The sequence below is a fragment of the Brevibacillus sp. FSL K6-2834 genome (assembly GCF_038592925.1).
GTDB classification, from domain to species: domain Bacteria; phylum Bacillota; class Bacilli; order Brevibacillales; family Brevibacillaceae; genus Brevibacillus; species Brevibacillus borstelensis.
On the sequence record NZ_CP151945.1, the window covers coordinates 1,017,104 to 1,041,168 of the forward strand.

Genomic DNA, 24,065 nt, shown 5'->3' on the forward strand with positions numbered 1-24,065 from the left:
GAAATGACTGATAAACGGGAGATTCTCGTCACCGAAGTAGCGCTTCGCGACGGAAGTCACGCGATCAACCACCAGTTTACCGTCGAGCAGGTCGTCCGTGTGGCTCGTGCGCTCGACGAAGCAAACGTGCCCTTTATCGAGGTCTCTCACGGAGACGGGCTGGCCGGTTCTTCTCTGCAATACGGCTTGTCGCGTACAAATGAGATGGAATTGATCGAAGCGGCCGTCTCCGTCTGCAAGCAGGCGACCATCGGCGTTTTGCTGCTGCCGGGGATCGGCACGATCAAGGATTTGAATGCCGCCGCGAAGCTTGGTGTAGGCATGGCACGGATTGCCACCCATTCCACCGAAGCGGACATTTCGGCACAGCACATCGCCCGTTCCAAGGAGCTGGGGCTTTTAACGGTCGGCTTTCTGATGATGGCCCATATGGCCCCGCCCGCCAAGCTGGCGGAACAGGCAAAATTGATGGAAAGCTACGGAGCAGATGTCGTCTATATCGTCGATTCCGCAGGAGCGCTGCTCCCCGACCAGGTCGCGGAGCGAGTCCGGGCGCTCAAGGAAAGCCTGGAAGTCCCGGTCGGCTTTCACGCGCACAACAACCTGTCTCTGGCGATGGCCAATACGCTGGCCGCGATCAAGGAAGGCGCTACCCGCATCGACGGCAGTGTCCGCTGCCTCGGGGCCGGGGCAGGCAACACGCAGACAGAGGTGTTCGTTGCCGTGATGGAGCGGATGGGCATCCATACCGGAATCGATCTGTACAAAATGATGGACCTGGCGGAAGACATCGTGGCGCCTCTGATCCAGGTGCCCCAGGAGATTACGAGAAACTCGCTCGTGCTCGGCTATGCCGGCGTCTACTCCAGCTTCCGCCTGCATGCGGAACGGGCGGCAAAGCGCTTCGGGATCGATTCCCGCGACATTTTGATCGAGCTTGGAGCGCGAAAGGCTGTCGGCGGGCAGGAAGACATGATCATCGATGTCGCCGCCGAGATCGCGAAGCGACAGGCAGCGGTTGAAAGCAGATAGGAGGGAAGCGGCATGCTCGCGGAACAAGTATGCAGAGCGCTCGCGCAAAAGCTGGTCGACGCCGAGCTTGGCAAGCAGGAGATCGTGAAATTGACGGCAGAGTATCCCGAGCTGTCCGTTGAGGACGGCTACCTGATTCAGGAAGAGCTGATCAAGCTCAAGAACGAGCAGGGACACAGTGTACTGGCGCTGAAAATGGGCCTGACCAGCCAGGCCAAAATGAAGCAGATGAACGTGCATGAGCCGATCTGCGGCGTCATTTTCGATTATATGGCGATCGACAACGGCATTCTCCCATTGGGCGAGCTGATTCATCCAAAGGTGGAGGCGGAAATCGCGTTTGTTCTGGGCAAAGACATCGCGGGACCGGGCGTCACCGGAGCGCAGGTGCTGGCCGCGACGGAGTATGTGCTGCCGGCGCTGGAGATCATCGACAGCCGGTACAAAAACTTCGAGTTCACGCTTCCCGATGTCATCGCTGACAACACGTCGTCATCCCGGGTCTTTTTTGGCTCCCGCCTGAAAAGGCCGGACGAACTGGAGCTGGACCTCGTCGGAGTGACTCTCTCGATTAATGGACAGATGAAGGACTTGGGGGCGGGAGCCGCTGTACTTGGGCACCCGGCCCACTCTGTCGCGATGCTGGCCAATATGCTGGCAAGAAAAGGGGAGAAGCTCCGGGCGGGGCAGGTCATTTTATCCGGCGGCATTACAGGCGCACATCAGCTGTTTGCAGGTAACGTCGTATCCGCACACTGGGACGGACTGGGCGGTATTGATTTTGTGGTGAAAGAGTAAGCGCTTTGCCTGCTGCGGCGAAGCGGAATGGACACGAGTTTGCGCTGGTTTGGGCGGGCTCGTGTTTTTTGTTTTTTTCTGCGACTAGCCAGTGGCCCGTTCCGGCTCATCTGTATTTTCGTCTGCTTCTTTGCTGTCATTTATACTATAATAAAATGAAATTAGGAATAATGTACTAGGAGAGACAGATCGTGGCTTATATGGTACCGGAAACAATCCCAAGGGGAGCGACGGCTGGAGAGAGAATGTTATTTGAGTGCCTGAAAAACCATTTACCAAGTGATTATATCGTTTACTACGAACCGGAGATACGGGGAAGAAGGCCGGATTTTGTCATAATAGGGCCTGACCTTGGTCTTGTAGTTTTAGAAGTGAAAGATTACAAGAGCAACACCATCTATCAAATAAATCACGATGACTGGATACTGCACAAAGAGGGCGGTGGGATGGTCACAACGAAAAGTCCCTTAAAGCAAGCGAGGGACAATGCCCGTTTGCTTACTGATCACTTGAAAAAAGATCGGAATTTGCTACAGGACAACAGCTCATATTTAAAATTTTCCTACGGCTATGGTACGGTTTTTACCCGCTTAAAACAGGAGTATTTTTTGAAGCATAATCTTTATCATGTGATTGAACCACAGTTTGTTCTTTGCCAAGACGAGGTTGACCCTGATGAGGACGGATTTTCTCCTGAAATACTATTGGAGAAAATACGCGGGATGTTCACTGTTCGCAACACGAAGAGATATATATTGACCAATGAAGACATTCAGGCAATTCGTTTCCACCTGTTTCCCGAGGTTCGAATTGGTGCCGAGTTTACATCACCGGTTCGCCATCAGGACCAACTGCTTTTATCTCTGCACAATATCAAAACAATGGATTTGCATCAAGAGAACCTAGCAAAGCAGTTGGGAGATAAGCATCGTTTAATCCGCGGGGTCGCTGGCAGCGGCAAGACACTTGTCTTGGCTAGTCGAGCCAGGCTGCTTGCGAAAGCACATCCTGATTGGCGAATTCTCGTTCTCTGCTACGGGATTACATTGTCAAAAAGTTTAAAGCAAATGATTGAAAAAATGCTGAATGAACCGGAAGATCTGTATGAGATGATGAATGCCCCAGGAACTCCTTCCGCTGCCAATATAGAGGTTTACAATTTTCATGAATGGCTCACCCAGCATCTGAAGATGAGCGACACTGATATTCCCATCCTTTTGGAAAAGGCGCAGCGTAAAGAAGCGGTCCTTCCGATGTACGACGCAATATTAATCGACGAGGGGCAAGATTTTGAGCCTGATTGGCTGAAATTGTTGTGCCAATGTTTGAACCCGACCACACAGTCTTTGTTGCTGGTAGAGGATCGCGCCCAATCTATTTTCAGGAGAAAAACGAGTTTGGCTCAAGATGTTGGCCTTGATTTTCGTGGGCGGTCAAAAATACTGACGATTAATTATCGAAATACGGCTCAAATCGTGCAATTTGCTTGGAACTTTTTTCAGGCACACTCCCATCTGCAGAACAAAGTAAAAAGCGGGACGACAGAAGGTGTGGAGATCATTCCTCCGCAGTCAACCAAAAGGAAAGGTCCCGAACCGATCATCCAACGATTTCAAAACATTCAAGAAGAGATGAACTTTGTTTCCAAGTCCATTAACTTTCTAACACGAGAGAAAAAAATACCGTATAGTGAAATTGCTATATTATACCGTGTAAAAAATACCCATCGAGTCTCCTATATAGATGAGATCAAAAACAGTTTAGAACAACACGGGCTGCCGTACACATGGGTTACAGAAAATGCCGAAACGAAAAGAAACTTCTCGCGTGAAGAAAACAAAGTGAAAATATCTACCATAGATAGTGCCAAAGGTCTCGATTTCCGAGCGGTTTTTATCGTGGCAGTCGAAAATATGCCATTCCCGCTGGAAGAAATAGAAGAACGAGAGGTATCACTGCTTTATATAGCCATGACCCGAGCTTTGGAATGGTTATTTTTAACTTACAGTGGCCATTCAACCTTTACGCAATTTTTGGATGAAGTGGCGGAGAAAAAGAAGCTGTCAAACCCGAAGGTAAAAGAGCTAGGATAACGAAATGACCAGCCTCGGAGGTTCCTTTAATGAAAACGATCAAATCAATCAAACGAGCGGTCCGGCGTTTTCTGCTGGAGACGCAAATGCTGCTCGGCAGCCCGGAAGCGGAGAAGGGCACCTCATTTGACTCGGCACAAGTCCTGCAAGACCGCGTGCGAGACGCAATCCGGCGGCTCGAATGCGTGCAGATCGATCCGGTGAATGCCGTCCGCCCCAATCAACATCTGGTCTTGGCAGCGCGGATTCCCGGCTACCGGCCAGAGGTTCTGGATGAGCTGCTTCGGGCCGGAGCTTTTTTCGAATACCTGGCGAATGCCGCCTGCATCATTCCGATGGAGGATTACCCGATCTTTGAACCGACTCGCCAGCGGCTGCGCGAGCGCGTGCAGCCTCAGCTCGACCAGTTCAAAGCGATTGCGGACGGCGTCCTGCAAAAGCTGGGCGAGGAAGGCCCGCTGCCGTCCAAAGCATTTGAATCCGATCAGCGAGTTCATGGCTATTGGGACAATGTGAGCGCCAAAACAAAGGCGACGTCCCATGTCCTCAATCTGCTTTTGGATGCGGCGCATATAGCGGTCGTGGGGAGAGAAGGGAACCAGCGCCTGTTTGATCTGTCCAGCCGGATCGTTCCTGGCGAGCTTCAGGGCCGGAAGATGGAAAAAGGAGAGGCCCTAAGCGCGCTCCTGGACAAGTATTTCCGGGCGTACCGGGTATTCGAACCGAGCGATCCGCGGCTGGGCTGGCAGCGGCTGAGTGCGGGAGAACGGCGGGAGGCGATTGATCGGCGAATTCAAGCGGGTGAAGTGGTGCGAGTAGAGGTGGAGGGACTTGCCAAGCCGTATTTTATCCTCGCTTCTGACAGCGGCCGCCTCTGTTCTCACATCGAAGCAGAGCAGGACGGGATTGCCGATGACGACAAAGACATTTCCGTTTACTTCCTGCCGCCGTTGGACAATTTGTTATGGAGCCGCAAGCGGTTGGAAGACCTGTTTGCATTTGAGTACCGCTGGGAAATTTATACGCCGGCCGCAAAGCGAAAGTACGGTTATTACGCGATGCCGATACTGGCGGGGGACAGGCTGATCGGCCGCATGGACCCCCGGCTGGATAAAAAAAGCCGCCATTTGACGGTTCAATTGCTGCAAATCGAACCTCATGTAAAATTCACCGGACCACTGAAAAAACAGGTATTGAACGCTTTGCAGACTTTCGCCGTCAGCCATGGCGCAGATACCTTCTCCATTGAACAGACAAGGCTGAAATAGACAAGCGTCTCTTCGTCATGCATGCTTTCTCGCTCAAAAATAAAAAGGAACGGCTCTGCTCAAAACCGCAAACCAGCAATTAATTCCACAACAGGAAATAAAATCTGAAAAACCATGACAAATGTCATATCCTCAAGTTGACGTTTATGACTACAGTGAACAGGATGCGCTTTCTATAATGAAAGTAAGAAAAATTTGCGCCCTACGTTCCTGAACGTTTTCTAAGCGTCAAATCGAGGAGGCAATACGCAATGCACGAATCCAACATAGCTACTCTGAAAAAGAATGTCGCCCCCTATGAGAAGAACGATACGAAGTCGAGTATCAGACAGCTTTTCAACACCCTGGTTCCTTTTTTGTTGTTATGGTTCGCAGCGTATCAAAGCCTGGCCGTTTCGTATTGGCTGACGCTTCCTCTTTTGATTATCGCTGCCGGATTTGTGATTCGGACGTTCATTATCTTTCATGACTGTTGTCACCAGTCGTTCTTCAAGAATCGCCTGGCGAACGATATACTTGGCACCATTACAGGTGTGATCACGCTCTGTCCGTATGAGCAGTGGAAGCATAGTCATTCGATCCACCATGCGACGAGCAGCAACCTCGACAAACGGGGTGTCGGCGACATCTGGATTCTCACCGTCGAAGAATACCTGTCGTCCCCGCTGTGGCTCCGGATCGCTTATCGGATCTACCGCAATCCGTTTGTCATGTTTGGGCTCGGTCCGATCTACGTCTTCGTGCTCCAGTACCGTTTTAACCGCAAAGGAGCGAGAGCCAAGGAGCGGATGAACACGTATTTGACCAATGTTGCCATCATCGCTTTGTATGCACTGATGATTTGGGCGGTGGGCTGGCAAGCGTTTCTGCTCATCCAAGGCCCGATCTTCTTCATCTCCGGCCTGCTCGGCATCTGGCTGTTTTACGTGCAGCATCAATTCGAGGATTCCTACTTTGAAAACGAGGAAGAGTGGAGCTACGTGAAAGCGGCCGTGGAGGGGAGCTCCTATTACAAGCTGCCCAAGCCATTGCAATGGATCACGGGAAACATCGGGTTTCACCACATCCATCATTTAAGTCCGAAAGTTCCGAACTACAATCTGGAGAAGGCGCATAATGCCACGCCTCCGCTGCAAAAGGCCACAACGATTACACTTGCCACCAGCTTGAAATCGCTTCAGTTCCGGCTGTGGGATGAGCGCAACAAGGCGTTTGTCAGCTTTAAGGAGATCAAGGACTTGCTGGATAAAACAGGATCTGCTCCAGAGCCGTTGCCAAGAAGAAGTCCCAGTCTGGAAGGAAAATAAACCTGCGAAAACCTTTCTCTTCATATACACTTAATGTAGACAGTGTAGTGGAAAAGGTGGGCGATCATGCAGAAGTGGTATCAAATTCTTCACAAAAACACCGGTCTTAGCCCTTATGTGTGGGTCGTCTTTTATATCCTTCCGTTCTATTTCATCTTCCGCTCCTCCTCTACACTTGAGGTTGTGAGCGGAATTGTGATGATTCTCGTGTTCTTTGTCTGCTACGTGTTTTCGTTTCTCTCCAAGGGATGGCTGATCTACTTCTGGACGAGTGTGCAAATCATCATTTCCATCACGATGACGCTGCTGTTTGGCTATGTATATTTCTCGCTGTTCCTGGCGTTTTTTATCGGGAATATTCAGAACAAGGTCGGTTTTTATACGCTGTACTCGATTCATCTCGTCAGTACCGTGGTCACGATCAATCTCGGGTTTATCATGAAAAACGCGCAGATGATCAACCAGCTGCCGTTTGTGCTTGTCAGCATGATCGCCGTGATCCTCCTTCCCGTCACCACCTACAACCGGAACAAGCGGGAAAAGCTGGAGGGACAGCTGGAGGACGCCAATAAGCGGATATCGGAGCTGGTCAAGCTGGAGGAACGCCAGAGGATCGCACGCGATCTGCACGATACGCTTGGACAGAAGCTCTCTTTGATCGGGTTGAAATGCGATCTGGCGGGCAAGCTGATCAGCAAGGACCCGGACCGGGCGAAAGTTGAAATCAATGAAGTTCGCCAGACGGCGCGGATCGCATTGAAGGAAGTCAGGGAAATGGTAACCCAGATGCGCGGTACGCGGCTTGAGGAAGAGATGTTTCGCATCAAGCAGATTCTCGAAGCGGCCCAAATTGATTTTCAGCTAGAGGGCGACCCCAACTTGACGAAAACCTCCCTGATGACCGAGACGGTGCTCTCGATGTGCATAAAGGAGGCAGCGACGAATGTGGTAAAGCACAGCAGTGCGTCAGCCTGTTCGGTCGTAATCGAGCCATCGCGGACCGATCTGGTGGTCAAAGTGAAGGACAACGGGATCGGCATCGCCGACGAGTCGGCTTGCTACCGCGGAAACGGTCTGCGGGGAATGCGGGAGCGGCTCGAATTCGTAAACGGGAGCATGGAAATTGTTTCAGACGGCGGGACGACGATCGTCCTGCGTGTGCCAAACGTCTTCAAACAACCGGAAAAGGAGGCGGGGATATGATTCGGATCGTCATTGCCGAGGACCAGCGGATGCTGTTGGGTGCTCTTGCGTCCCTGCTCGATTTGGAAGAGGATATGAAGGTCGTTGGCAGAGCCAGCAATGGCGAGGACGCTGTGAAGCTCGTCCATCAGCATCAGCCGGATATTTGCATCATGGATATTGAGATGCCGGTGAAGAGCGGGCTGGATGCGGCGGAGGAGCTGAAGACATCCGGCTGCAAGGTCATGATCCTCACCACGTTTGCCAGAGCCGGATATTTTGAGCGTGCATTAAAAGCGGGAGCGGACGGCTATCTGCTGAAAGACAGTCCCAGCGAGGAGCTGGCCAGCTCGATCCGCAGCATCATGGCGGGCAGACGCATCTACGCGCCGGAGCTGATGGATGAGGCGTACGGTCAGGAAAATCCGTTGACCGAGCGTGAAAAGGAAGTCCTGCTGCTGATCGCCGACGGCAAAAATACGAAGCAAATCGCGAGCCAGTTGTACCTGACAACAGGGACGGTCCGCAATTACATCTCCGTCATCCTGGATAAGCTGGGGGTCAGCAACCGGATCGAAGCGATTATGCATTTCAAGGAGAAGGGCTGGTTTAAATAACCGGCCAAAGCGGATATTTCATGAATACGGTATGGACCAGACACCGGAGCGGGAGCCGGTGTCTTCTTTTTTTGGCAAGGCGTCCATTGACAAAGAAAAAACGGTGGTTTACTATATCGTTAATGGATATATCCTGAATGGATGCATTGAAAATGGATATACGATAGGAGGTGCTTTCTTGTCGCGGAATAATACGTTTGCCACAGAGCAGCTTACCGACTCTGCTTACTATATCCTGTTGTCCCTGCTCACTCCCAGGCATGGTTACGGCATTATGAAATACGTGGAGGAGCTGACAGAGGGAGAGGTTACGATCGGACCGGCGACCCTGTATACGCTGATAAAAAAAATGCAGGAAGCAGGCTACATCGTTCTCGGCGAAGGCGAGGACGAACGGCGAAAAACCTACACTGCCACAGAAAAGGGAAGGACCATCATCGAAGGCGAGATCAACCGGCGTTCCAGGATGGTGGATCACGGGAAAGCAGCATGGAAATCAGCGACGGAGGGGATCAATCATGAATAGGACAGGCAAAACGCGCTACATGAGTTCGATGGGCCTCGCATTTGCCGAGGAAAAGGAAATGAAAAAGCTTGGCGAAATGGCTGAGCAGGGGTGGCTGCTTGAATCATTTGCCTTCTTGGGGTACAGGCTCCGGAAGGGTGAAGCGCAAAAACTGCAATACAGCCTGGACGTCCATGAACTCAAGCCGTCAGAACAGAACGAGTACTTTGAGCTGTTCGAAGCGGGCGGCTGGTCCCACGTTTGCACGCAAGGGAAACTTCATATCTTTTCAGCGCCTCCCGGAACAGTGCCGATTTACTCGGATAAAAACACGATGTATGAAAAGTACAATCGGGTAATCGGTGTCTGGAGGATGCTCGCTGCGGTTTTCGTCATTTTCAGTATCGTTTTCCACCTGATCTACCGTCAGATTGTCGAAGCGCAGGGGATTACACTGTTGTCAAATGTGTTTCTCGTTCTGGCGACACTGTGCTTTGCTTTGGCTGTCCCTTCCCTGATGACATTTACGGCGTTTCTTGTCAGGCGCAGGAGATTCCGATAAAGCAGGCATTAAAGACACCAGACCGGTACGGTTTTTCTCCATACATGCTGATCGTGGTATTTTCATGGTAAGGCGGGGTATCCTACCAAATAATGTGTTTTTTCGGCAGACAGCAATGGCCACAATCTGGACGGAATATCAACCGCAGCCATCAGATCAGTCAAAGGAGCAAAAACATGAATCTGACACCTGAGCAGCGCGTTACTTTGCATGGCTTCAACAATCTCACCAAGTCGTTGAGCTTCAACATGTACGATATTTGCTATACAGAAACGAAAGAAGAGCGCGAAGCCTATCTGGCGTATATCGATGAGCAGTACAATGCCGACCGGCTAACGACGATTTTGAACAACGTAGCAGAGATTATCGGGGCCCACGTTTTGAATATCGCAAAACAGGATTATGTTCCCCAGGGAGCGAGTGTGACTTTTCTTGTATCGGAAGGCCCTGTCGTAGAAGTCCCTGAGGAGTCATTCGAGGAATCGCCGGGCCCCCTCCCTGAATCTGTCGTCATGTCGCTGGACAAGAGCCATATTACCGTTCATACGTACCCGGAGTACCACCCGGATGAGGGGATCAGCACATTTCGCGCCGATATTGACGTATCTACCTGTGGGGAAATCTCGCCGTTGAAGGCGCTCAACTACCTGATCCACTCGTTTGATACGGACATCATGACGATTGATTACCGCGTAAGAGGCTTTACGAGAGATATTTGCGGCCACAAGCTGTTTATTGATCACGACATCAGCTCGATCCAAAATTACATACCGGATGAAGTAAAAAGCTTGTACCACATGATCGACGTCAACGTGTACCAGGAGAATATTTTTCATACAAAATGCAAGCTGAAAAATTTTGACCTGAACAACTACCTGTTCGGACGGACAAAGGAGCAGTTGAGCGAGCGGCAACAGGAGGAAATAACCAATCGTTTGACAATCGAGATGGATGAGATTTTTTACGGAAAAAACATCCCGGCCAATGGAATATAAACTCATAAGTTAATCAGAAGAATGGATGAAAAACTCCCAGTCTGTTTTCAATCCGGTGATGGAGCAGGTTGGGAGTTTTCAGCGACGGCTGTACTTTTTCATGTTGCGTTGAGCCAGCACGATGTATTTGTCCAACTTCTGACTCAGTTCAATGACGGCTTCATCCTGAAGTCCCTTGTTTTTGACCAAATGAAGCAGTTGTTTTTTTAAGTCCTCAATGATTTTACTAATCTTTACTTCATCTGTTGTATCCATATCGTCACTCTTTACAGTTTTAGATTTGGAGGTTTTGCCTGTTTTCATCTCGCTAATTTGGTTAAACTTGCAACAAAATGAGACGTTTCTTTTCTGCGTGGCGAAATGAGGAATGTCTCTTTCATTTTTTCATTGATACATCGAGCGGTCATAGGATCATCCCCTTTACAGAAATAAATGCATCTTCTTTGCCAGTATACAAGCCGTCGCACATTTATTTACAAAAATTGGAGATGGGTGATTGTTTACAATATTCGACGAGAATCTACAAGGGAGTAAATCAAAAAGGAACGCATTGACAAGCGTTCCGTAAAAAGATAGTTGAATGAATAACCTAGGTGCCGCCCAACAATCGGTACTACATTAGCAGGAAGAGGGACAACAATTCTCGTCTACTTTCCCGGTTTCTACCCTATATATAAAAATAAAGTAAAACTCCCTCAGTTATTGGTACACCGAGGGAGTTTTACCTACATTCTACGGAACGTTCGACAATCGTTTCGTCTAAAAACTGTTTCGCATTAATAACCTGGGTCTGCTACATTTTTAACAATCGGTGCAGAATTGGCAGGAGGGGAAACGACAATTTTCCCCGCGGTGAACGAGCCTACCGTTACCATCAGGGCTAGAGATAAGAACATAGTCATCAGTGCTTTTTTCATTTCACTTTCCTCCCTACTTCCTAATTTTACCTGTAATACTATTATACACATTGCTTAGTTCCGTGACATATTGAATGTCAATAGATATGGAATTTTTCGAGAAAAAGGAGAAGATGTCATTTATGCATTTCATGATCTCCTCAAGCGCATGAATCTCTCCGTATGCTCGTAGGCTTTTGATGAAGCTTTCCATTCCTTCGGGAATCAATCCGGTTTGTACCTGGTAGGAGCCTTTTCTCTGGTAATATATCCCTAGTGACAAATGCTTGTAGGGTGTCTCTACTTTTCTTGGCAGTAGGTCCTTCTCTTTTTTTATTAACTCGGTGATTTTATCCAAGTTTCCGGTCTCTAAATAAATATCAAGCAACTCGTTCGCCATATGGATTCTGTTTTCTTGTGCCAGCTCCCACAAGTACGTTTTCAACATTGGGATCGCTTCGTCATACTCTTTCTTTCTTACCTTGGTAGCGGCACGATTGATCTTGGTCGAGTCGCTAACAAAGTCGTACTCAAATTTTTCAAATACATCCAGATGTTTTTCTACGGCATCAAATTGATCCAGGAAGTAGTAGGAGTTGATCATAGCCAGATAAGCTCTAGCTTTGAGCTCAGTATCATTCGTTTCCAGTGCAAGACCCGATTCGCATAATTTGATACATTGCTTGTATTTTTTGATTGCAAAGGCTTGGAGCGCCATTCTGAAGTAATAATTAATTTTTTGTTCTTTGGAAAGAAACTCAATATAATGTAATATCTCTTCTCCATCTTTATAGGATTCGTCCATGCGCTTCAGATCAAGGCGCTCGATCATATAGGTTTGCAGCAATCCCTTTGCAATAAATAGAGGGATTCCTCGTTCGCGAGAGTATCTCACAATCAATTTAAACAGCGCTAATTTCGAGTCAGTATCGGTAAGGGTATCAGCTAGATCGTACAGTTGCTCAATTGCAGTATTAGTATCTTCTAGAGGCGATTCGAGGAGTTTCAGAGCCACCTTTGAAATCAATGTCTGGTTCGAAAAACGAATGACCTCCAATAAAAGCTCACGTAGCACATCGACCCGCCGCTCTACTTCGATGTATTGCTCGACTATTTCCGGAAAGGGGATTCCCAGAACATTTGCAATGGGTTTGATCGTTCTGAGTTCAGGGCGTTTCGTGTCGCCCAATTCTATTTTTGAAATTACACCTTTGTGAACTCCGGATAGATTGGCAAGTTGTGTGATAGTCAGTTGTTCCCGTTCACGGTATCTCTTTATCATATCACCGATGGTCGTATAGTGAAGTACGCCTACACTGTCCCCCATGATACTTTCACCTTCCGATTATACCTTTTGATTTCCTGATTTTTCCCATTTATGAAAATAGCACATTTCTCATAATTTGTAAAATTTTATAAAGTTCTTTTATCCTATGCAAAGCCACAACTCCCTCAACGCTTGATCCACAATTTCGAAAAGTCTACCCAGCTGAACGACTCAATGGACAATCCTTTCAGTGCAGGGTGATAGCGTGCTTCTTTCTGCTTGTGAAAGCCGTACAGGAGCCAGTTTTCATCCCGGATCAGCTGCTCGATTCGGTCGATGATCCGTGCTCGCTCCGCTTCCTCAAGCAGCGCTTTGGCTTTTGCCAAGGAGGTTTCCGGGTAACGGGCCTGTTTGCTTTTTTCCGGCAAGAAGCTGTCGGCCGGTGCTGCATGGCGATAGTCGAACCACAATCACAAATAGCAAATGCATCTCCTCCCTTGTAAATCAATGGGGGAGTTTTTCCTTTAAGGAGTTCAATAAAGGTGAAAACAAAAGAAAACGTGAGAAATCACGAGAATGATAGAACTAAAACAGCAAAAAGAAGATATTTTAGTATATTATCGAATTAGCAATTTACCGTAATAAAGTATACACTCTTAAACGTGAAGCACTTAAAAATGTTTATAACTACTAAACACGGTCCATTATTCAGGGGGTATACAAGATGAAGAAAATAGGAGCACTGTGGCTGGCATGCGGGATCATCCTCTCGCTGATCACCGGATGTTCCGGCGCCAATTCCGCCAATGGGGACGACAAGACGTTGGTGATCGGGATTGACGACAAGTTTGCGCCGATGGGTTTCCGCGATGAGAAAAACGAGATTGTCGGCTTTGATATTGATTACGCGCGGGCGGCAGCAGAAAAGATGGGCTACAAGGCGACCTTCCAGCCGATTGATTGGAATGCGAAGGAATCGGAGCTGAACAGCGGACGCATTGATCTGATCTGGAATGGATATACAATTACGGACGAGCGAAAACAAAAGGTGCTGTTCACCAAGCCTTATCTGAAAAATGCGCAGGTGGTAGCGGTTCTGGCGAAATCCGATATCAGCAAGCTGGACGACCTGACAGGGAAAAAGGTCGGCCTGCAGGCCCAGTCTTCTGCCGCCGATGCGCTGAATGCAAGCGCGATTAAGGACAAGCTGAACAGCGTCACGGAATTCAAAGACAATGTACTGGCGCTGAGCGATTTGAAGATCGGCCGCGTCGATGCGGTCGTCATCGACGAAGTGGTGGCGCGCTATTACATGTCCAAGGAAAAAGACACCTTCAAACTGCTGGATGAAAGCCTGGCGCCTGAAGAGTACGGAGTCGGCGTGAAAAAAGGAAACGAACAGCTGCTGGAGCAGCTTCAAAAAGCGCTCGATGCCATGAACCAGGACGGTACGGCAGCAAAGATTTCCGAGAAGTGGTTTGGCGAGGACAAGGTTTTAAAATAATAGGGAAACCGGATTGTTTTTCAAATCCGGTTTTGCCATTTGTACGAACGGAAGATTTCGCGCAGTCATGTTTCTTGAAGGGAAAAAGAAGGCGGGCTGCGTATCGCAAGGAGCCAATCAAAGATGAACATCGATTATCTAATCAATATTACGGTGCCGATGCTGGAAGGGGCACAGATGACGGTTTTGCTGTTCTTCATCGCGATCATCGCGTCTTTGCCGCTCGGCTTTGTACTGACGCTCATGGCAAACAGCAAGAGCAAGCCGCTTGCCTGGTTTGCCCACACGTATATATACGTGGTCAGAGGAACGCCGCTGCTGTTGCAACTGTTGTTCATCTGCTTCGGGCTGCCGATCATTCCCGTCATCGGCGACTACCTCGTCATGGATCGCTTCGTCGCCGCTTGTCTCGGCTTCATCCTGAACTACGCGGCCTATTTTGCCGAGATTTTCAGAGGCGGGCTGCTGGCGATTGACAAGGGGCAGTATGAGGCTGCCCAGGTGCTCGGCTTGAACAGATGGCAAACCACTACCAAGATTATTGTTCCGCAGATGGTTCGCGTCGCACTGCCGGCGATCGCCAACGAGTCGATTACGCTGGTCAAGGATACGGCGCTTTTGTATGCCGTGGCTGTGCCCGAGCTGCTCTATTTCGCGCAGACCGCCGTCAACCGCGACTTTACCATCGCTCCCTTTTTCATAGCCGGCATTATCTATTTGCTCATGGCTTTCGTATTGACACTGTTTTTCAAATCGCTGGAGCGACGGTTCAAATTTGAGTAAGGGACTGGAGACGAATGGGGATCATCGAAGTAACCAATTTGAAAAAATCATTCGGTACGCTGGATGTGCTGAAGGATGTTACCTTTGAGGTCGGCAAAGGCGAGGTCGTCGCTGTGATCGGTCCGTCCGGCTCGGGCAAGAGCACCATGCTCAGAAGCCTTGTGAACCTGGAGCAGGTGAACGGCGGGAGCATCGCTGTGGAAGGCGAGTACCTCGTAAAGGACGGCGTTTATGCAAATCCTCAGGGGATCAAGCGCATCACATCGAAAATGGGGATGGTATTTCAGCACTTTCACCTCTTTCCCCATCTGACGGTACAGGAGAATCTTGAGCTGGCTCCCCGGCTTGTGAGGGGAGAGCCGGCAGAAGAGAGTCGCCGCAAAAGGGATGAGCTCCTGCGGAAGGTAGGCCTGACCGACAAGAAAGAGGCGTATCCGGCCAAGCTGTCAGGCGGCCAAAAGCAGCGGGTGGCGATCGCCCGGGCGCTGATGATGAATCCGGCCATCATGTTGTTTGATGAGCCGACTTCCGCCCTCGATCCCGAGCTGACAGGCGAGGTGCTGCAGGTGATCAAGCAGTTGGCCGAGGAACATATGACGATGGTCGTGGTCACGCACGAAATGGGCTTTGCCAAAGAGGTGGCGGACAAAATCGTCTTCATGGACAACGGCGAGATCGTCGAATCGGGCTCGCCGGACGAGCTGTTCCACAATGCCAAACACGAGCGGACAAAATCGTTCCTGCACCGGTCATTAAAGTAGCGGCTATTGTAAAATCCGCTCAATCTCAGGGCAACATGGCTGGAACTTTTACCCCGGAGATGGTAAAATTTCAGACATATGGCACAAGAACCTTGAGGTGAAAAGTAGATGGAGCAAAACGACAAATCGAGCGTTGCCGGAGCAGGAGAAGAAGTGAAAAAGGTAAGTCTGGCCGAAGCCGCAAAGCGCATGCTGGAGCAGAAGAAGCAAGCGCAGCAAGGTGCGAAAGGCCAACAGAAGCATCAAGCGGCGGGCAATCAAATGATGAAGAGCCAGCAAACAAAGAAAATCAGCAATCAGCGCAGAAAAATGGGCGTATAAGGAACAAAATAAAGTTTGACAAGGTCAGTTGGGAAACCAACTGGCTTTTTTTATGCACAATTTCGGATTGCGAAACAAAAAAACGAGAAGAATTGAAAGGACTGGAAGGATTCACTAATGTGATAGAGAAGAATAGAAAATTGTCAAAACCTTTACACATTTCGAGGAAGAGAGGAACCTTCCATGAAATATAAAACGAAGCTGCTGATTGGCTTTGGCTTCTTGCTAGTGCTCATGCTGGTGCTTTTGGGCACCATTTCCAATGCGCTGACACACCTGACTCAAAACATCAATGAGATAGTCGATGACAGGTACATGAAGCTGAAAGCGGCCAATAATATGCAAAATCATGTCAACAACATGAGCAGACTGGTAGCCGGGATCGTCATCGATGAAACGCCGCAGAGCATTAATAAAGACAAGCGGGCTTTGGAAGAATCGATTAGCAAAGCGTCCGCCGCATTCGATGTCCTCACGCAAAAAACGGAACATGACCGTACAAAGGTATTGCTGAGCCAAATTGCATCCGAATATCAAATCTATACGCAATTGTCCAGAAGGATCAGCGAACTGGCAGAAGCCGGACAGAAAACAGAGGCGATCGCCCTGATCAACGCTGATATGAAAGGTCAGAAGGACGAGCTATTCCATATGATCGACAACGTAAAGGCCCTGCAGGAATCGCTCCTGGACGACGCTTACGACCGCTCCATGGAACAGTACGAGTTTATCAAAAAGCTATCCTTTTACCTGATGATCTTCGGACTGCTGTCGGGGAGCGCTGTAACGGCCTGGGTCATACGAGGGATCAGCAAAAATCTGACGGGAATCACTTCCATTATTTCGTCAGTCGGGTACAGGTCAACGGACAAGTTCCCGCGCATTCCCGTCACGAGTCGGGATGAGATCGGAGACATAGCCAGAGCTTTTAATGAAATGGCCCAGACGCTGGAAGAGCATGCCGAGCAGGAAAAAGAATTCACGTTGGCCATGCAGGAGCACAGCTGGCTGAAGACACAGCTCGCCGATATCACAGCCACCTATCAAGGCGTGCACGACATCAATAAGCTGGCGGAGCTGTTGATTCGGAAGCTTACCCCCTTGGTCGGAGCGAGTTACGGCGTATTTTACATCAGGGAAGGACAGTCCGATCATTGGCGTTTTGTAAAGGCGGGCACTTTCGCGAGGGATTCACAAGAAATCGGGAGCCTTGCTTTTGAGGAAGGCGAAGGGCTGGTAGGGCAGTGCGCAGTGGAGAATAAGGTCATCCAGATCTCCAAGCTGCCGGAGCATTACGTGAAGATTTCATCCGGACTGGGCAGCTCGGCCCCCAGTTCGCTCATCCTGGTGCCGGTCTCACACGAAGGACAAGTGCTGGCTGTTCTCGAGCTCGCTTCGTTTCTCCCGTTTACGGAGCTGCAAAGAAATCTGCTGGAGGAAGTCGCCGGTACGATGGGAACCGCCATCAACAGTATTTTTGTTCACATGCAGGTCCGCAAGCTGCTGAAGGAGTCACAGACGTTGACAGAAGAGTTGCAAAGCCAGTCCGAGGAGCTGCAGCTGCAGCAGGAAGAGCTGCGCAGCATCAACGAAAAGCTGGAGGAACAGTACAAAAATTCCGAGTTGAAAGCCAGAGAGCTGGAGAAGGTGAAGGAAGAGCTGGAGAAGCAGGCCGAGCAGGTACAAAAGGCATCACGGTACAAGTCCGAATTCCTCGCCAACATGTCCCATGAGCTGCGAACGCCTTTAAACAGCCTGCTGATCCTGTCGCAAATCCTGTCCGAGAACAAGGAGAAAAACTTGACAGACAAGCAAGTAGAATATGCCACCACCATTTTTACCTCAGGGAAAAACCTGCTTACCTTGATCAACGAAATTCTGGACCTGACCAAGGTCGAATCGGGAAAAATGGAGATCAACAGAGGCGAGGTGTCGATCAAGTCGATTGCCATTTATGCCGAACGCGGTTTTCGGCCGCTCGCCATTCAAAAAGGACTCGGGTTTTCCGTAGAGATTGCTGACGATGTGCCAGACAAACTATGGGCCGATGAGCAGCGCCTGCAGCAAATCATCACCAACCTGCTGTCCAATGCGTTTAAATTTACGTCTCAAGGCGAGATTCGCCTCAAGCTATCGCGGGAGGAAATCGACGACATTGCGTACGTCTCCATCGCGGTACAAGACACGGGAATCGGCATACCTGCGGAAAAACAGGAAATTATTTTTGAAGCGTTTCAACAAGCTGACGGTACCACCAGCCGCAAGTATGGAGGGACGGGGTTGGGACTTTCGATCAGCCGGGAGATGGCCAAGCTGTTGGGCGGCTTCATCCAGGTGGAGAGCGTCGAAGGGATGGGAAGCACGTTTACCCTGTATCTGCCGATTGAGGAGCAAATCAGTACCGGCTCCGACCCCTATTCCCTGCCGCCAGTCGCGGCGGGGATGACCGCGGCGGAGGATCAGCCGCCTGTCAGTGTTGATGGCGAAGGGCTGATCGGGAAAAAGGCACTGGTGGTCGACGATGACATGCGAAATATATTTGCGTTGACCGCCGCTTTGGAAGAGCGCAAAATGACGGTCATCTATGCGGAAAATGGAAGGGAAGGCATCCAGGCTCTGGAGGACAATCCCGACGTCGACATCGTGCTGATGGATATCATGATGCCGGAAATGGACGGGTATGAAGCTATCGAAGCGATCCGCAGAATGCCTTCGATGGAGAAGCTCCCGATCATCGCCCTGACAGCCAAGGCGATGAAGCACGACAGGGAAAGATGCATCGAAGCAGGGGCTTCCGACTACATCAGCAAGCCAGTTGAAATGGAACAGCTGATCTCGCTTATGCGAGTATGGCTGTACAGTCCAATGGAAGGAAAGGAGTGAGTATCCATTCTTGGCGAAAGTCATCCGGATCTGAAACCAGACGAATTTGAAGAATTGGAGAAGATCGAGATCAACCTGCTGCTGGAGGGAATATACCGTCAGTATGGATACGATTTCCGAAATTACAACTACTCATCGATCCGGCGCCGGATTTGGCACCGGATACGGATCGAACAAGTCCCCACGATCTCAGCCCTGCAAGAAAAGGTGCTGCATGACCCGAAGATGATGGATAAGCTGTTATCGGACTTTTCGATTAACGTCACGGAGATGTTTCGCGATCCGCTCTTTTTTCTCGCATTTCGGCAAAAAATTGTGCCTGAGCTGCGGAGACTTCCGTTTATTCGAATATGGCATGCTGGCTGCTCTACCGGACAAGAGGTTTTTTCGATGGCCATTCTGCTGCATGAAGAAGGACTGTTGCCGAAAACGAGGCTGTATGGAACCGACATCAATGAAAAGGTGCTGCAAAAAGCGAAAAAAGGCATCTTTCCGATACAAAAAATGCAGCAGTACACAAAAAACTATATGCGTGCCGGGGGGAAGCGGGCTTTTTCCGAATACTACAACGTGATCAATGGTTCCGTCCAGTTTAAGCCCTTTTTGATGGATAACATGGTATTTGCCCAGCACAATTTGGTTACGGACCGTTCCTTCAATGAGTTCCACGTCATTATTTGCCGCAATGTCATGATCTATTTCAATGAGACTCTTCAGAACCACGTTCACAAGTTATTTTATGAAAGCCTTTGCGCCAATGGTTTTCTCGGTCTTGGGGATAAGGAAGGAGTTGTATTTACAACCCATGCGAACTGCTACGAGGAAGTTTTCGGAACGGAAAAGCTTTATCGCAAATTGCCATGACCCTTTTGCAAGCATGCTTGTCAAGCAAAGTGAGGGAGCGGGGGAGCCGGAAGACAAGGTGAATATCCTGCTCGTGGATGATCGGAGAGAGAACTTGCTGTCGCTGGAGGCCGTGCTTGATTCTCCCAGGTATCATCTCATCTCTGTCCAGTCCGGAGAAGAGGCGCTTCGCTGGGTACTGAAGGAGGACTTTGCCTGCATCCTTCTCGATGTGCAGATGCCGGGGATAAACGGCTTTGAGACAGCGAAGCTGATCAAGCAGCGGGAGCTGTCGAGGCATATTCCCGTCTTGTTCATCACGGCGATCAGCAAGGCGACCGAGCACGTCGTCCAAGGATACGAAGCAGGAGCGATTGACTACATTTTCAAGCCGTTTCACCCGGACACTTTGCGCATGAAGGTAGAAGGATTTATCCAATTGTACCGGAAGCAGAAGCAGATCGAGTACCAGCGGGAAATGCTCCGCATTCGCACGCTGGAGCTGCAGGAAGCGAACAAGAGCCACCAGCACACCATGCTGGAGCTGCAAAAAAGCGAAGCGCTTTCCCGGACGATCGTCGAAACGTCTGCCGACACCATTCTTACCTTTGATCAGGAGAGGATTGTTTTATCTGCAAACCCGATCATCGAGAGCATGTTTGGCTATCGGGTGGAGGAGGTTGTCGGAAAGCCGATCGGCCTTTTGCTATCCGCTCTCGGAGGGGCCGATGAGATTCCGGTAGACAATATCGTGGAAACTGTTGCCGGCAGGAAGGATAAAAGTGTCTTTCCGGTTGATGTGCAGATCAGGAAGGCGACGATTCAGCAGAAGCACGTCTACGTTTGTTCGATTCGGGATATTACGGAGAGAAAGCAGCTGGAGATTGAGCGGAAACAGCATTACCAGCACCTGGAGGCACTGGTGAGCGAACGGACACAGGAACTGGTGCTCTCGCAGGAGCTGTTTCAGAAGATTTTCCAGTCGAGCCCCTGTCTGATCGCGATCCGGTCATGCGAGGACCGCAGATATATCGATGTCAACAAGAGCTGGCTGGCTTACACCGGCTATGATTATCAGGAAGTAAAGAATGTCTCTGAAGACCGGCTCGTTTTGGCGGGGGACTTGCGCAAACGGGAGCGGGCCATCGATCTGGAGGACGCGATCCGAAACGAAAAAATTACGTACATGACAAGAACGGGTGACATCCGGGAAGGATTGTTGTCTACCGAGACGATCAAAATTCAGGGTGAACGGTGCATCCTTAGCGTGGTCACCGATATTACCGAGAGAGTCTATTTGGAAAAAGAGATCGCTCGCCTGGATCGCTTGCATCTGATCGGCGAGATGGCAGCCGGGATTGCCCACGAGATCCGCAATCCGATGACGACTGTCCGGGGATTTTTGCAGTTGGAAAAAGGAAATCAGGAGAAAGGGTCGCTCCAATACGTCGATATTATGATTACCGAGCTGGATCGTGCCAATACGATCATTACCGAATTTCTTACTCTCGCCAAAAACAAGACAAGCGATCTGAAAAAGCAGCATTTGTTCCATACGATTGAACCGCTGCTGCCGCTCGTTCAGGCGGAAGCGGCTCTGAGCGGAAAAAACATGCAGACGATGCTGGAGGATTGTCCCGAGCTTTATTTGGATGGCAAAGAAATTCGCCAGCTTTTCCTCAATCTGGCATTGAACGGGCTCGAAGTGATGGAGCGTGGCGGCACCTTGACCATCAAGACATATGTGCAGGGCAGAGAAGCTGTTTTGGAAGTCGCGGATCAAGGACCTGGAATCCCGGAAGACCTTTTGGACAAAATCTGGACTCCGTTCTTTACGACAAAGGCGGAAGGCACCGGCTTGGGGCTGGCTGTTTGCTACAGCATCGCAAACCGGCATCAGGCGCGAATTGATGTGGAGACAAGCAAAGAAGGCAGTACGTTTTATGTCCATTTTCCGCTACCTGATTAATATACAGGCAAGGCCGGAAGAGACCGCTCCATTTGGCCCGACTGCCGCCATGGAGCGCTGCAATGCGGGCCGGGAGAGGCACACGTCCGAATATGGTTTGCTTGCCATAGTGAAAAACCGTCCCACTCTAAAGTCTGGGACGGTTTTTTCGTCAGGTGGAACGTACTGGCATTTCGGACAGGGCTTGCTCCCGCAACACATGCTTCATGACTTTTCCCAGTCCGTTTTTAGGGAGGTCAGCGACAAACACCACCTCGGGGATTTTGTATTCCGCCAGCTTTTCCTTGCAAGCGCGAACGATGTCCGACTCCGTCAGCGGACTGTTTCCGCTTTTGATTACGTACGCCCGGGGCGCCTCGCCCATCGTCTCATGCGGGACTCCGATGACGGCCACTTCCATCACGCCCTCGATCTGGTGAATCACTTCTTCGATTTCAGCCGGGTATACATTGTCTCCCCCGTAGAGAATCATCTCCTTGTACCGTCCGGAGATGTACAAAAACCCGTTTTCGTCGAGTCTGCCGGCATCGCCCATACGTACCCAGCCGTCGATTAAAACCTTTTGTGTAGCTTCCGGATTGTTGAGATAGCCCTTGAAAATATAGGGGCTTTTCACCATCAGTTCTCCTGTTTGTCCCGGTGGCAGCTCTTCGCCTGTGTCGGGATGGACGATCTTCAGCTGGACGCCGGGAAAGAGCTTGCCCACGGATTCTGCCGTATCCAGCCCCATTTGCAAATTCCAGTGACTGACGAAGGATGCCTCCGTGCTTCCGTATCCTTGCCCCATCGGGATCCCCAGTTCGGCATAGCTCCGGATGAGCGAGGCAGGAACACGCGTGCCTCCCGATGCCACGTGGACAAGAGAGGAGAGGTCCCACGTATTTTGCCTGATCTCCTCCAGCAGATAGGTGTATACGGAAGGAAAGGCAAACATCGCGTTGATCTTTTCCTTTTCGATTGTCTTCAGGATCGAAACCGGAGCGTCGTCGTCGAGAAACACCATCGTATTTCCCAGGTAGACGTTGAACAGGATCATGGACGTACTGCTCATGTGAAAGAGCGGATGAACGGCCAGAAAGCGGAAGCCGGAACGCAGATCGGGATCAATGCACCGCAAATAAGCGTCGTAGCATCCGTGGGAAATCATGCAGCCCTTGGAAATCCCGGTCGTTCCCGAGGTGAACAGAATCAAAGCGAGATCTTCATCCGAAACGGGAACGGCAGGGGGCTCGGGAGGAGGAGAATTTTCAAAAATAGAAGCGAAAGCATCGGTCAGCTCGCCGCCTGCCTCGACAGCGATCGCAAACTCGATCATTCCTTTGACATGAGACAGAGAATGGGCAAATTCCTCGTCGTAAAATAAAACCTTGGGAGCTCCTGTCTGAATGATTCCTTCCATTTCGTAGGCGGTAAGTCGCCAGTTGATCGGCATCGCCACCGCTCCTGCCTGCAAGACGGCGAACAGAATCGTCGGGAAGGGGTGATTGTTTTTGCACAGGATTCCGAAACGGTCTCCTTTTTGCACTCCAATCGATTGCAAATACATCGAAAGCTGGTTTACACGCTCAAAAAAAGCTTGATAAGTAAAACGTTTGTCGCCGGAAACGACTGCCTCCGCATCAGGCGTTCGCTCGGCACGATCGCGCAAATAAACGTGCAGGCCCCCCATTACGTAAACCTCCTGGCAGGAAAAATAGTGTGAGACTCTCTCCCCCAAGTATTTGCTTGAGTCAGCCTCGTTATAAATTCTTTCTATTTTATGATGGAATAACTTTATTAGAATGCGCATTGACGCCGAAAAATGGCGCATGTATAGTTACAATCATAATTCCTATATAACCTATATGAATTTATGGTTATAATTACGACAGCTTCCAAGCGAAGACTCCTTTTTCGCGGGTCTCAGGCAAAGCATGGACGAAAAGAGGAAGGGTGGGTGTGACAGATGGGCGGTTCAAGTCAAATTCGTGTTCGCGTCGCCGCTCCCGGGGACCGGGAAGCAATTCAGAAGCTCTTGGTGGAAGCGTATGAAGAGTATGAGCACCTGTTGCCGGAAGGAAGATGGGAGGAGTATCGGGAAGAGCTGCGCGAGTCGGCGGCAGATGACCGTCCGCTCGCGCGCATCGTAGCCGAATACGATGGAGAGATCGTTGGCGCCGTGCAGTTGTACATGTCAGCCAAAGAGGCATATGGCTTGCCGGAGCTGCAGATCGACACCCCGATTATTCGCTATTTATCGGTTCTGCCAAAAGCGAGAGGAAAAGGGGTAGCCACTGAATTGATCAAGGAGAGCGTCAGGCGTTCGCGCAAGCTGGGTGCATCCGCACTGCATCTGCACACGACAGACATCATGGCATCTGCCATCAGCCTGTATGAACGCCTCGGTTTTGAGCGCGCTCCCGAAAAGGATATTCAAAGCGGTCCGACCTTGGTAAAAAGCTACCGGCTGCCCATAAAAGAGGCGAGTATTCTGTGATTC

General features: G+C 50.0%; 23 protein-coding genes. 18 read left to right on the plus strand and 5 right to left on the minus strand.

Annotated features, from left to right (window positions below; genetic code table 11):
- Positions 1 to 3 precede the first annotated feature (3 nt).
- The 10 genes from dmpG to speD all read left to right on the plus strand — a co-directional run bounded on the left by dmpG (position 4) and on the right by speD (position 10,359).
- Positions 4 to 1,032: a 4-hydroxy-2-oxovalerate aldolase gene (gene dmpG, locus NST96_RS05120; protein ID WP_003389314.1), complete on the plus strand. Its 1,029-nt coding sequence runs from the start codon at positions 4 to 6 to the stop codon at positions 1,030 to 1,032.
- 12 nt (positions 1,033 to 1,044) lie between these two features.
- Complete coding sequence (locus NST96_RS05125) at positions 1,045 to 1,830, plus strand: fumarylacetoacetate hydrolase family protein (RefSeq protein WP_122957602.1); 786 nt, start codon at positions 1,045 to 1,047, stop codon at positions 1,828 to 1,830.
- Between the two features lie 191 nt (positions 1,831 to 2,021).
- Entirely contained in the window at positions 2,022 to 3,923 is a 1,902-nt protein-coding gene (locus tag NST96_RS05130) for a 3'-5' exonuclease (protein ID WP_342405670.1), read from the plus strand.
- Positions 3,924 to 3,952: 29 nt separating this feature from the next.
- On the plus strand, positions 3,953 to 5,191 hold the full coding sequence (locus NST96_RS05135; protein WP_342405671.1) for a crosslink repair DNA glycosylase YcaQ family protein: 1,239 nt from the start codon (positions 3,953 to 3,955) through the stop codon (positions 5,189 to 5,191).
- A gap of 251 nt (positions 5,192 to 5,442) precedes the next feature.
- Positions 5,443 to 6,498 carry a fatty acid desaturase gene (locus NST96_RS05140; RefSeq protein ID WP_342405672.1) on the plus strand — a complete coding sequence of 352 codons (1,056 nt, stop codon included), beginning with the start codon at positions 5,443 to 5,445 and terminating at the stop codon, positions 6,496 to 6,498.
- Positions 6,499 to 6,564: 66 nt separating this feature from the next.
- Positions 6,565 to 7,701: a sensor histidine kinase gene (locus NST96_RS05145; protein ID WP_243015141.1), complete on the plus strand. Its 1,137-nt coding sequence runs from the start codon at positions 6,565 to 6,567 to the stop codon at positions 7,699 to 7,701.
- A complete protein-coding gene (locus NST96_RS05150) occupies positions 7,698 to 8,297 on the plus strand; it encodes a response regulator transcription factor (RefSeq protein ID WP_003389308.1) in 600 nt (199 codons plus the stop codon). The genes NST96_RS05145 and NST96_RS05150 overlap by 4 nt, the downstream gene beginning before the upstream one ends.
- Positions 8,298 to 8,475: 178 nt before the next feature.
- Positions 8,476 to 8,823 (plus strand): PadR family transcriptional regulator, encoded by a 348-nt coding sequence (locus NST96_RS05155; RefSeq protein ID WP_024984255.1) that lies wholly within the window; start codon positions 8,476 to 8,478, stop codon positions 8,821 to 8,823.
- Positions 8,816 to 9,364 (plus strand): DUF2812 domain-containing protein, encoded by a 549-nt coding sequence (locus NST96_RS05160; RefSeq protein WP_122957606.1) that lies wholly within the window; start codon positions 8,816 to 8,818, stop codon positions 9,362 to 9,364. The genes NST96_RS05155 and NST96_RS05160 overlap by 8 nt, the downstream gene beginning before the upstream one ends.
- A 176-nt stretch (positions 9,365 to 9,540) precedes the next feature.
- A complete protein-coding gene (gene speD, locus NST96_RS05165; RefSeq protein WP_024984257.1) occupies positions 9,541 to 10,359 on the plus strand; it encodes an adenosylmethionine decarboxylase in 819 nt (272 codons plus the stop codon).
- A gap of 78 nt (positions 10,360 to 10,437) precedes the next feature.
- Here speD and NST96_RS05170 read toward each other — a convergent pair whose 3' ends face one another.
- The 4 genes from NST96_RS05170 to NST96_RS05185 form a co-directional block, all read right to left on the minus strand.
- Entirely contained in the window at positions 10,438 to 10,614 is a 177-nt protein-coding gene (locus tag NST96_RS05170) for an aspartyl-phosphate phosphatase Spo0E family protein (RefSeq protein ID WP_122957607.1), read from the minus strand.
- Between the two features lie 521 nt (positions 10,615 to 11,135).
- Positions 11,136 to 11,276 (minus strand): hypothetical protein, encoded by a 141-nt coding sequence (locus NST96_RS05175; RefSeq protein ID WP_155807985.1) that lies wholly within the window; start codon positions 11,274 to 11,276, stop codon positions 11,136 to 11,138.
- Between the two features lie 13 nt (positions 11,277 to 11,289).
- On the minus strand, positions 11,290 to 12,582 hold the full coding sequence (locus tag NST96_RS05180) for a helix-turn-helix transcriptional regulator (RefSeq protein WP_024984258.1): 1,293 nt from the start codon (positions 12,580 to 12,582) through the stop codon (positions 11,290 to 11,292).
- A 125-nt stretch (positions 12,583 to 12,707) separates the two neighbouring features.
- Positions 12,708 to 12,908 (minus strand): hypothetical protein, encoded by a 201-nt coding sequence (locus tag NST96_RS05185; RefSeq protein WP_141334151.1) that lies wholly within the window; start codon positions 12,906 to 12,908, stop codon positions 12,708 to 12,710.
- Between the two features lie 338 nt (positions 12,909 to 13,246).
- On the opposite strand from NST96_RS05185, the gene NST96_RS05190 reads away from it, so the two are divergent.
- The 7 genes from NST96_RS05190 to NST96_RS05220 all read left to right on the plus strand — a co-directional run bounded on the left by NST96_RS05190 (position 13,247) and on the right by NST96_RS05220 (position 21,586).
- On the plus strand, positions 13,247 to 14,026 hold the full coding sequence (locus NST96_RS05190; RefSeq protein ID WP_024984260.1) for an amino acid ABC transporter substrate-binding protein: 780 nt from the start codon (positions 13,247 to 13,249) through the stop codon (positions 14,024 to 14,026).
- A gap of 123 nt (positions 14,027 to 14,149) precedes the next feature.
- Positions 14,150 to 14,809: an amino acid ABC transporter permease gene (locus NST96_RS05195; protein ID WP_003389300.1), complete on the plus strand. Its 660-nt coding sequence runs from the start codon at positions 14,150 to 14,152 to the stop codon at positions 14,807 to 14,809.
- Between the two features lie 14 nt (positions 14,810 to 14,823).
- The gene (locus tag NST96_RS05200) at positions 14,824 to 15,570 is read left to right on the plus strand and encodes an amino acid ABC transporter ATP-binding protein (protein ID WP_003389298.1); all 747 of its coding nucleotides are present in this window, start codon (positions 14,824 to 14,826) and stop codon (positions 15,568 to 15,570) included.
- 108 nt (positions 15,571 to 15,678) lie between these two features.
- Positions 15,679 to 15,891, plus strand: a complete 213-nt coding sequence (locus NST96_RS05205; RefSeq protein WP_003389297.1) for a hypothetical protein — start codon at positions 15,679 to 15,681, stop codon at positions 15,889 to 15,891.
- 183 nt (positions 15,892 to 16,074) lie between these two features.
- Positions 16,075 to 18,774 carry an ATP-binding protein gene (locus NST96_RS05210; protein WP_003389296.1) on the plus strand — a complete coding sequence of 900 codons (2,700 nt, stop codon included), beginning with the start codon at positions 16,075 to 16,077 and terminating at the stop codon, positions 18,772 to 18,774.
- 6 nt (positions 18,775 to 18,780) lie between these two features.
- On the plus strand, positions 18,781 to 19,638 hold the full coding sequence (locus NST96_RS05215) for a protein-glutamate O-methyltransferase CheR (RefSeq protein WP_051567392.1): 858 nt from the start codon (positions 18,781 to 18,783) through the stop codon (positions 19,636 to 19,638).
- A complete protein-coding gene (locus tag NST96_RS05220; protein WP_342405673.1) occupies positions 19,580 to 21,586 on the plus strand; it encodes a PAS domain S-box protein in 2,007 nt (668 codons plus the stop codon). Before NST96_RS05215 ends, NST96_RS05220 begins: the two co-directional genes overlap by 59 nt.
- 151 nt (positions 21,587 to 21,737) lie before the next feature.
- Here the strand turns inward: NST96_RS05220 and NST96_RS05225 are convergent, their stop codons facing one another.
- The gene (locus NST96_RS05225; protein ID WP_339167345.1) at positions 21,738 to 23,255 is read right to left on the minus strand and encodes a class I adenylate-forming enzyme family protein; all 1,518 of its coding nucleotides are present in this window, start codon (positions 23,253 to 23,255) and stop codon (positions 21,738 to 21,740) included.
- A gap of 276 nt (positions 23,256 to 23,531) precedes the next feature.
- Here NST96_RS05225 and NST96_RS05230 point away from each other — a divergent pair, with 276 nt between their 5' ends.
- Positions 23,532 to 24,062, plus strand: a complete 531-nt coding sequence (locus NST96_RS05230) for a GNAT family N-acetyltransferase (RefSeq protein ID WP_003389292.1) — start codon at positions 23,532 to 23,534, stop codon at positions 24,060 to 24,062.
- Positions 24,063 to 24,065: the final 3 nt, after the last annotated feature.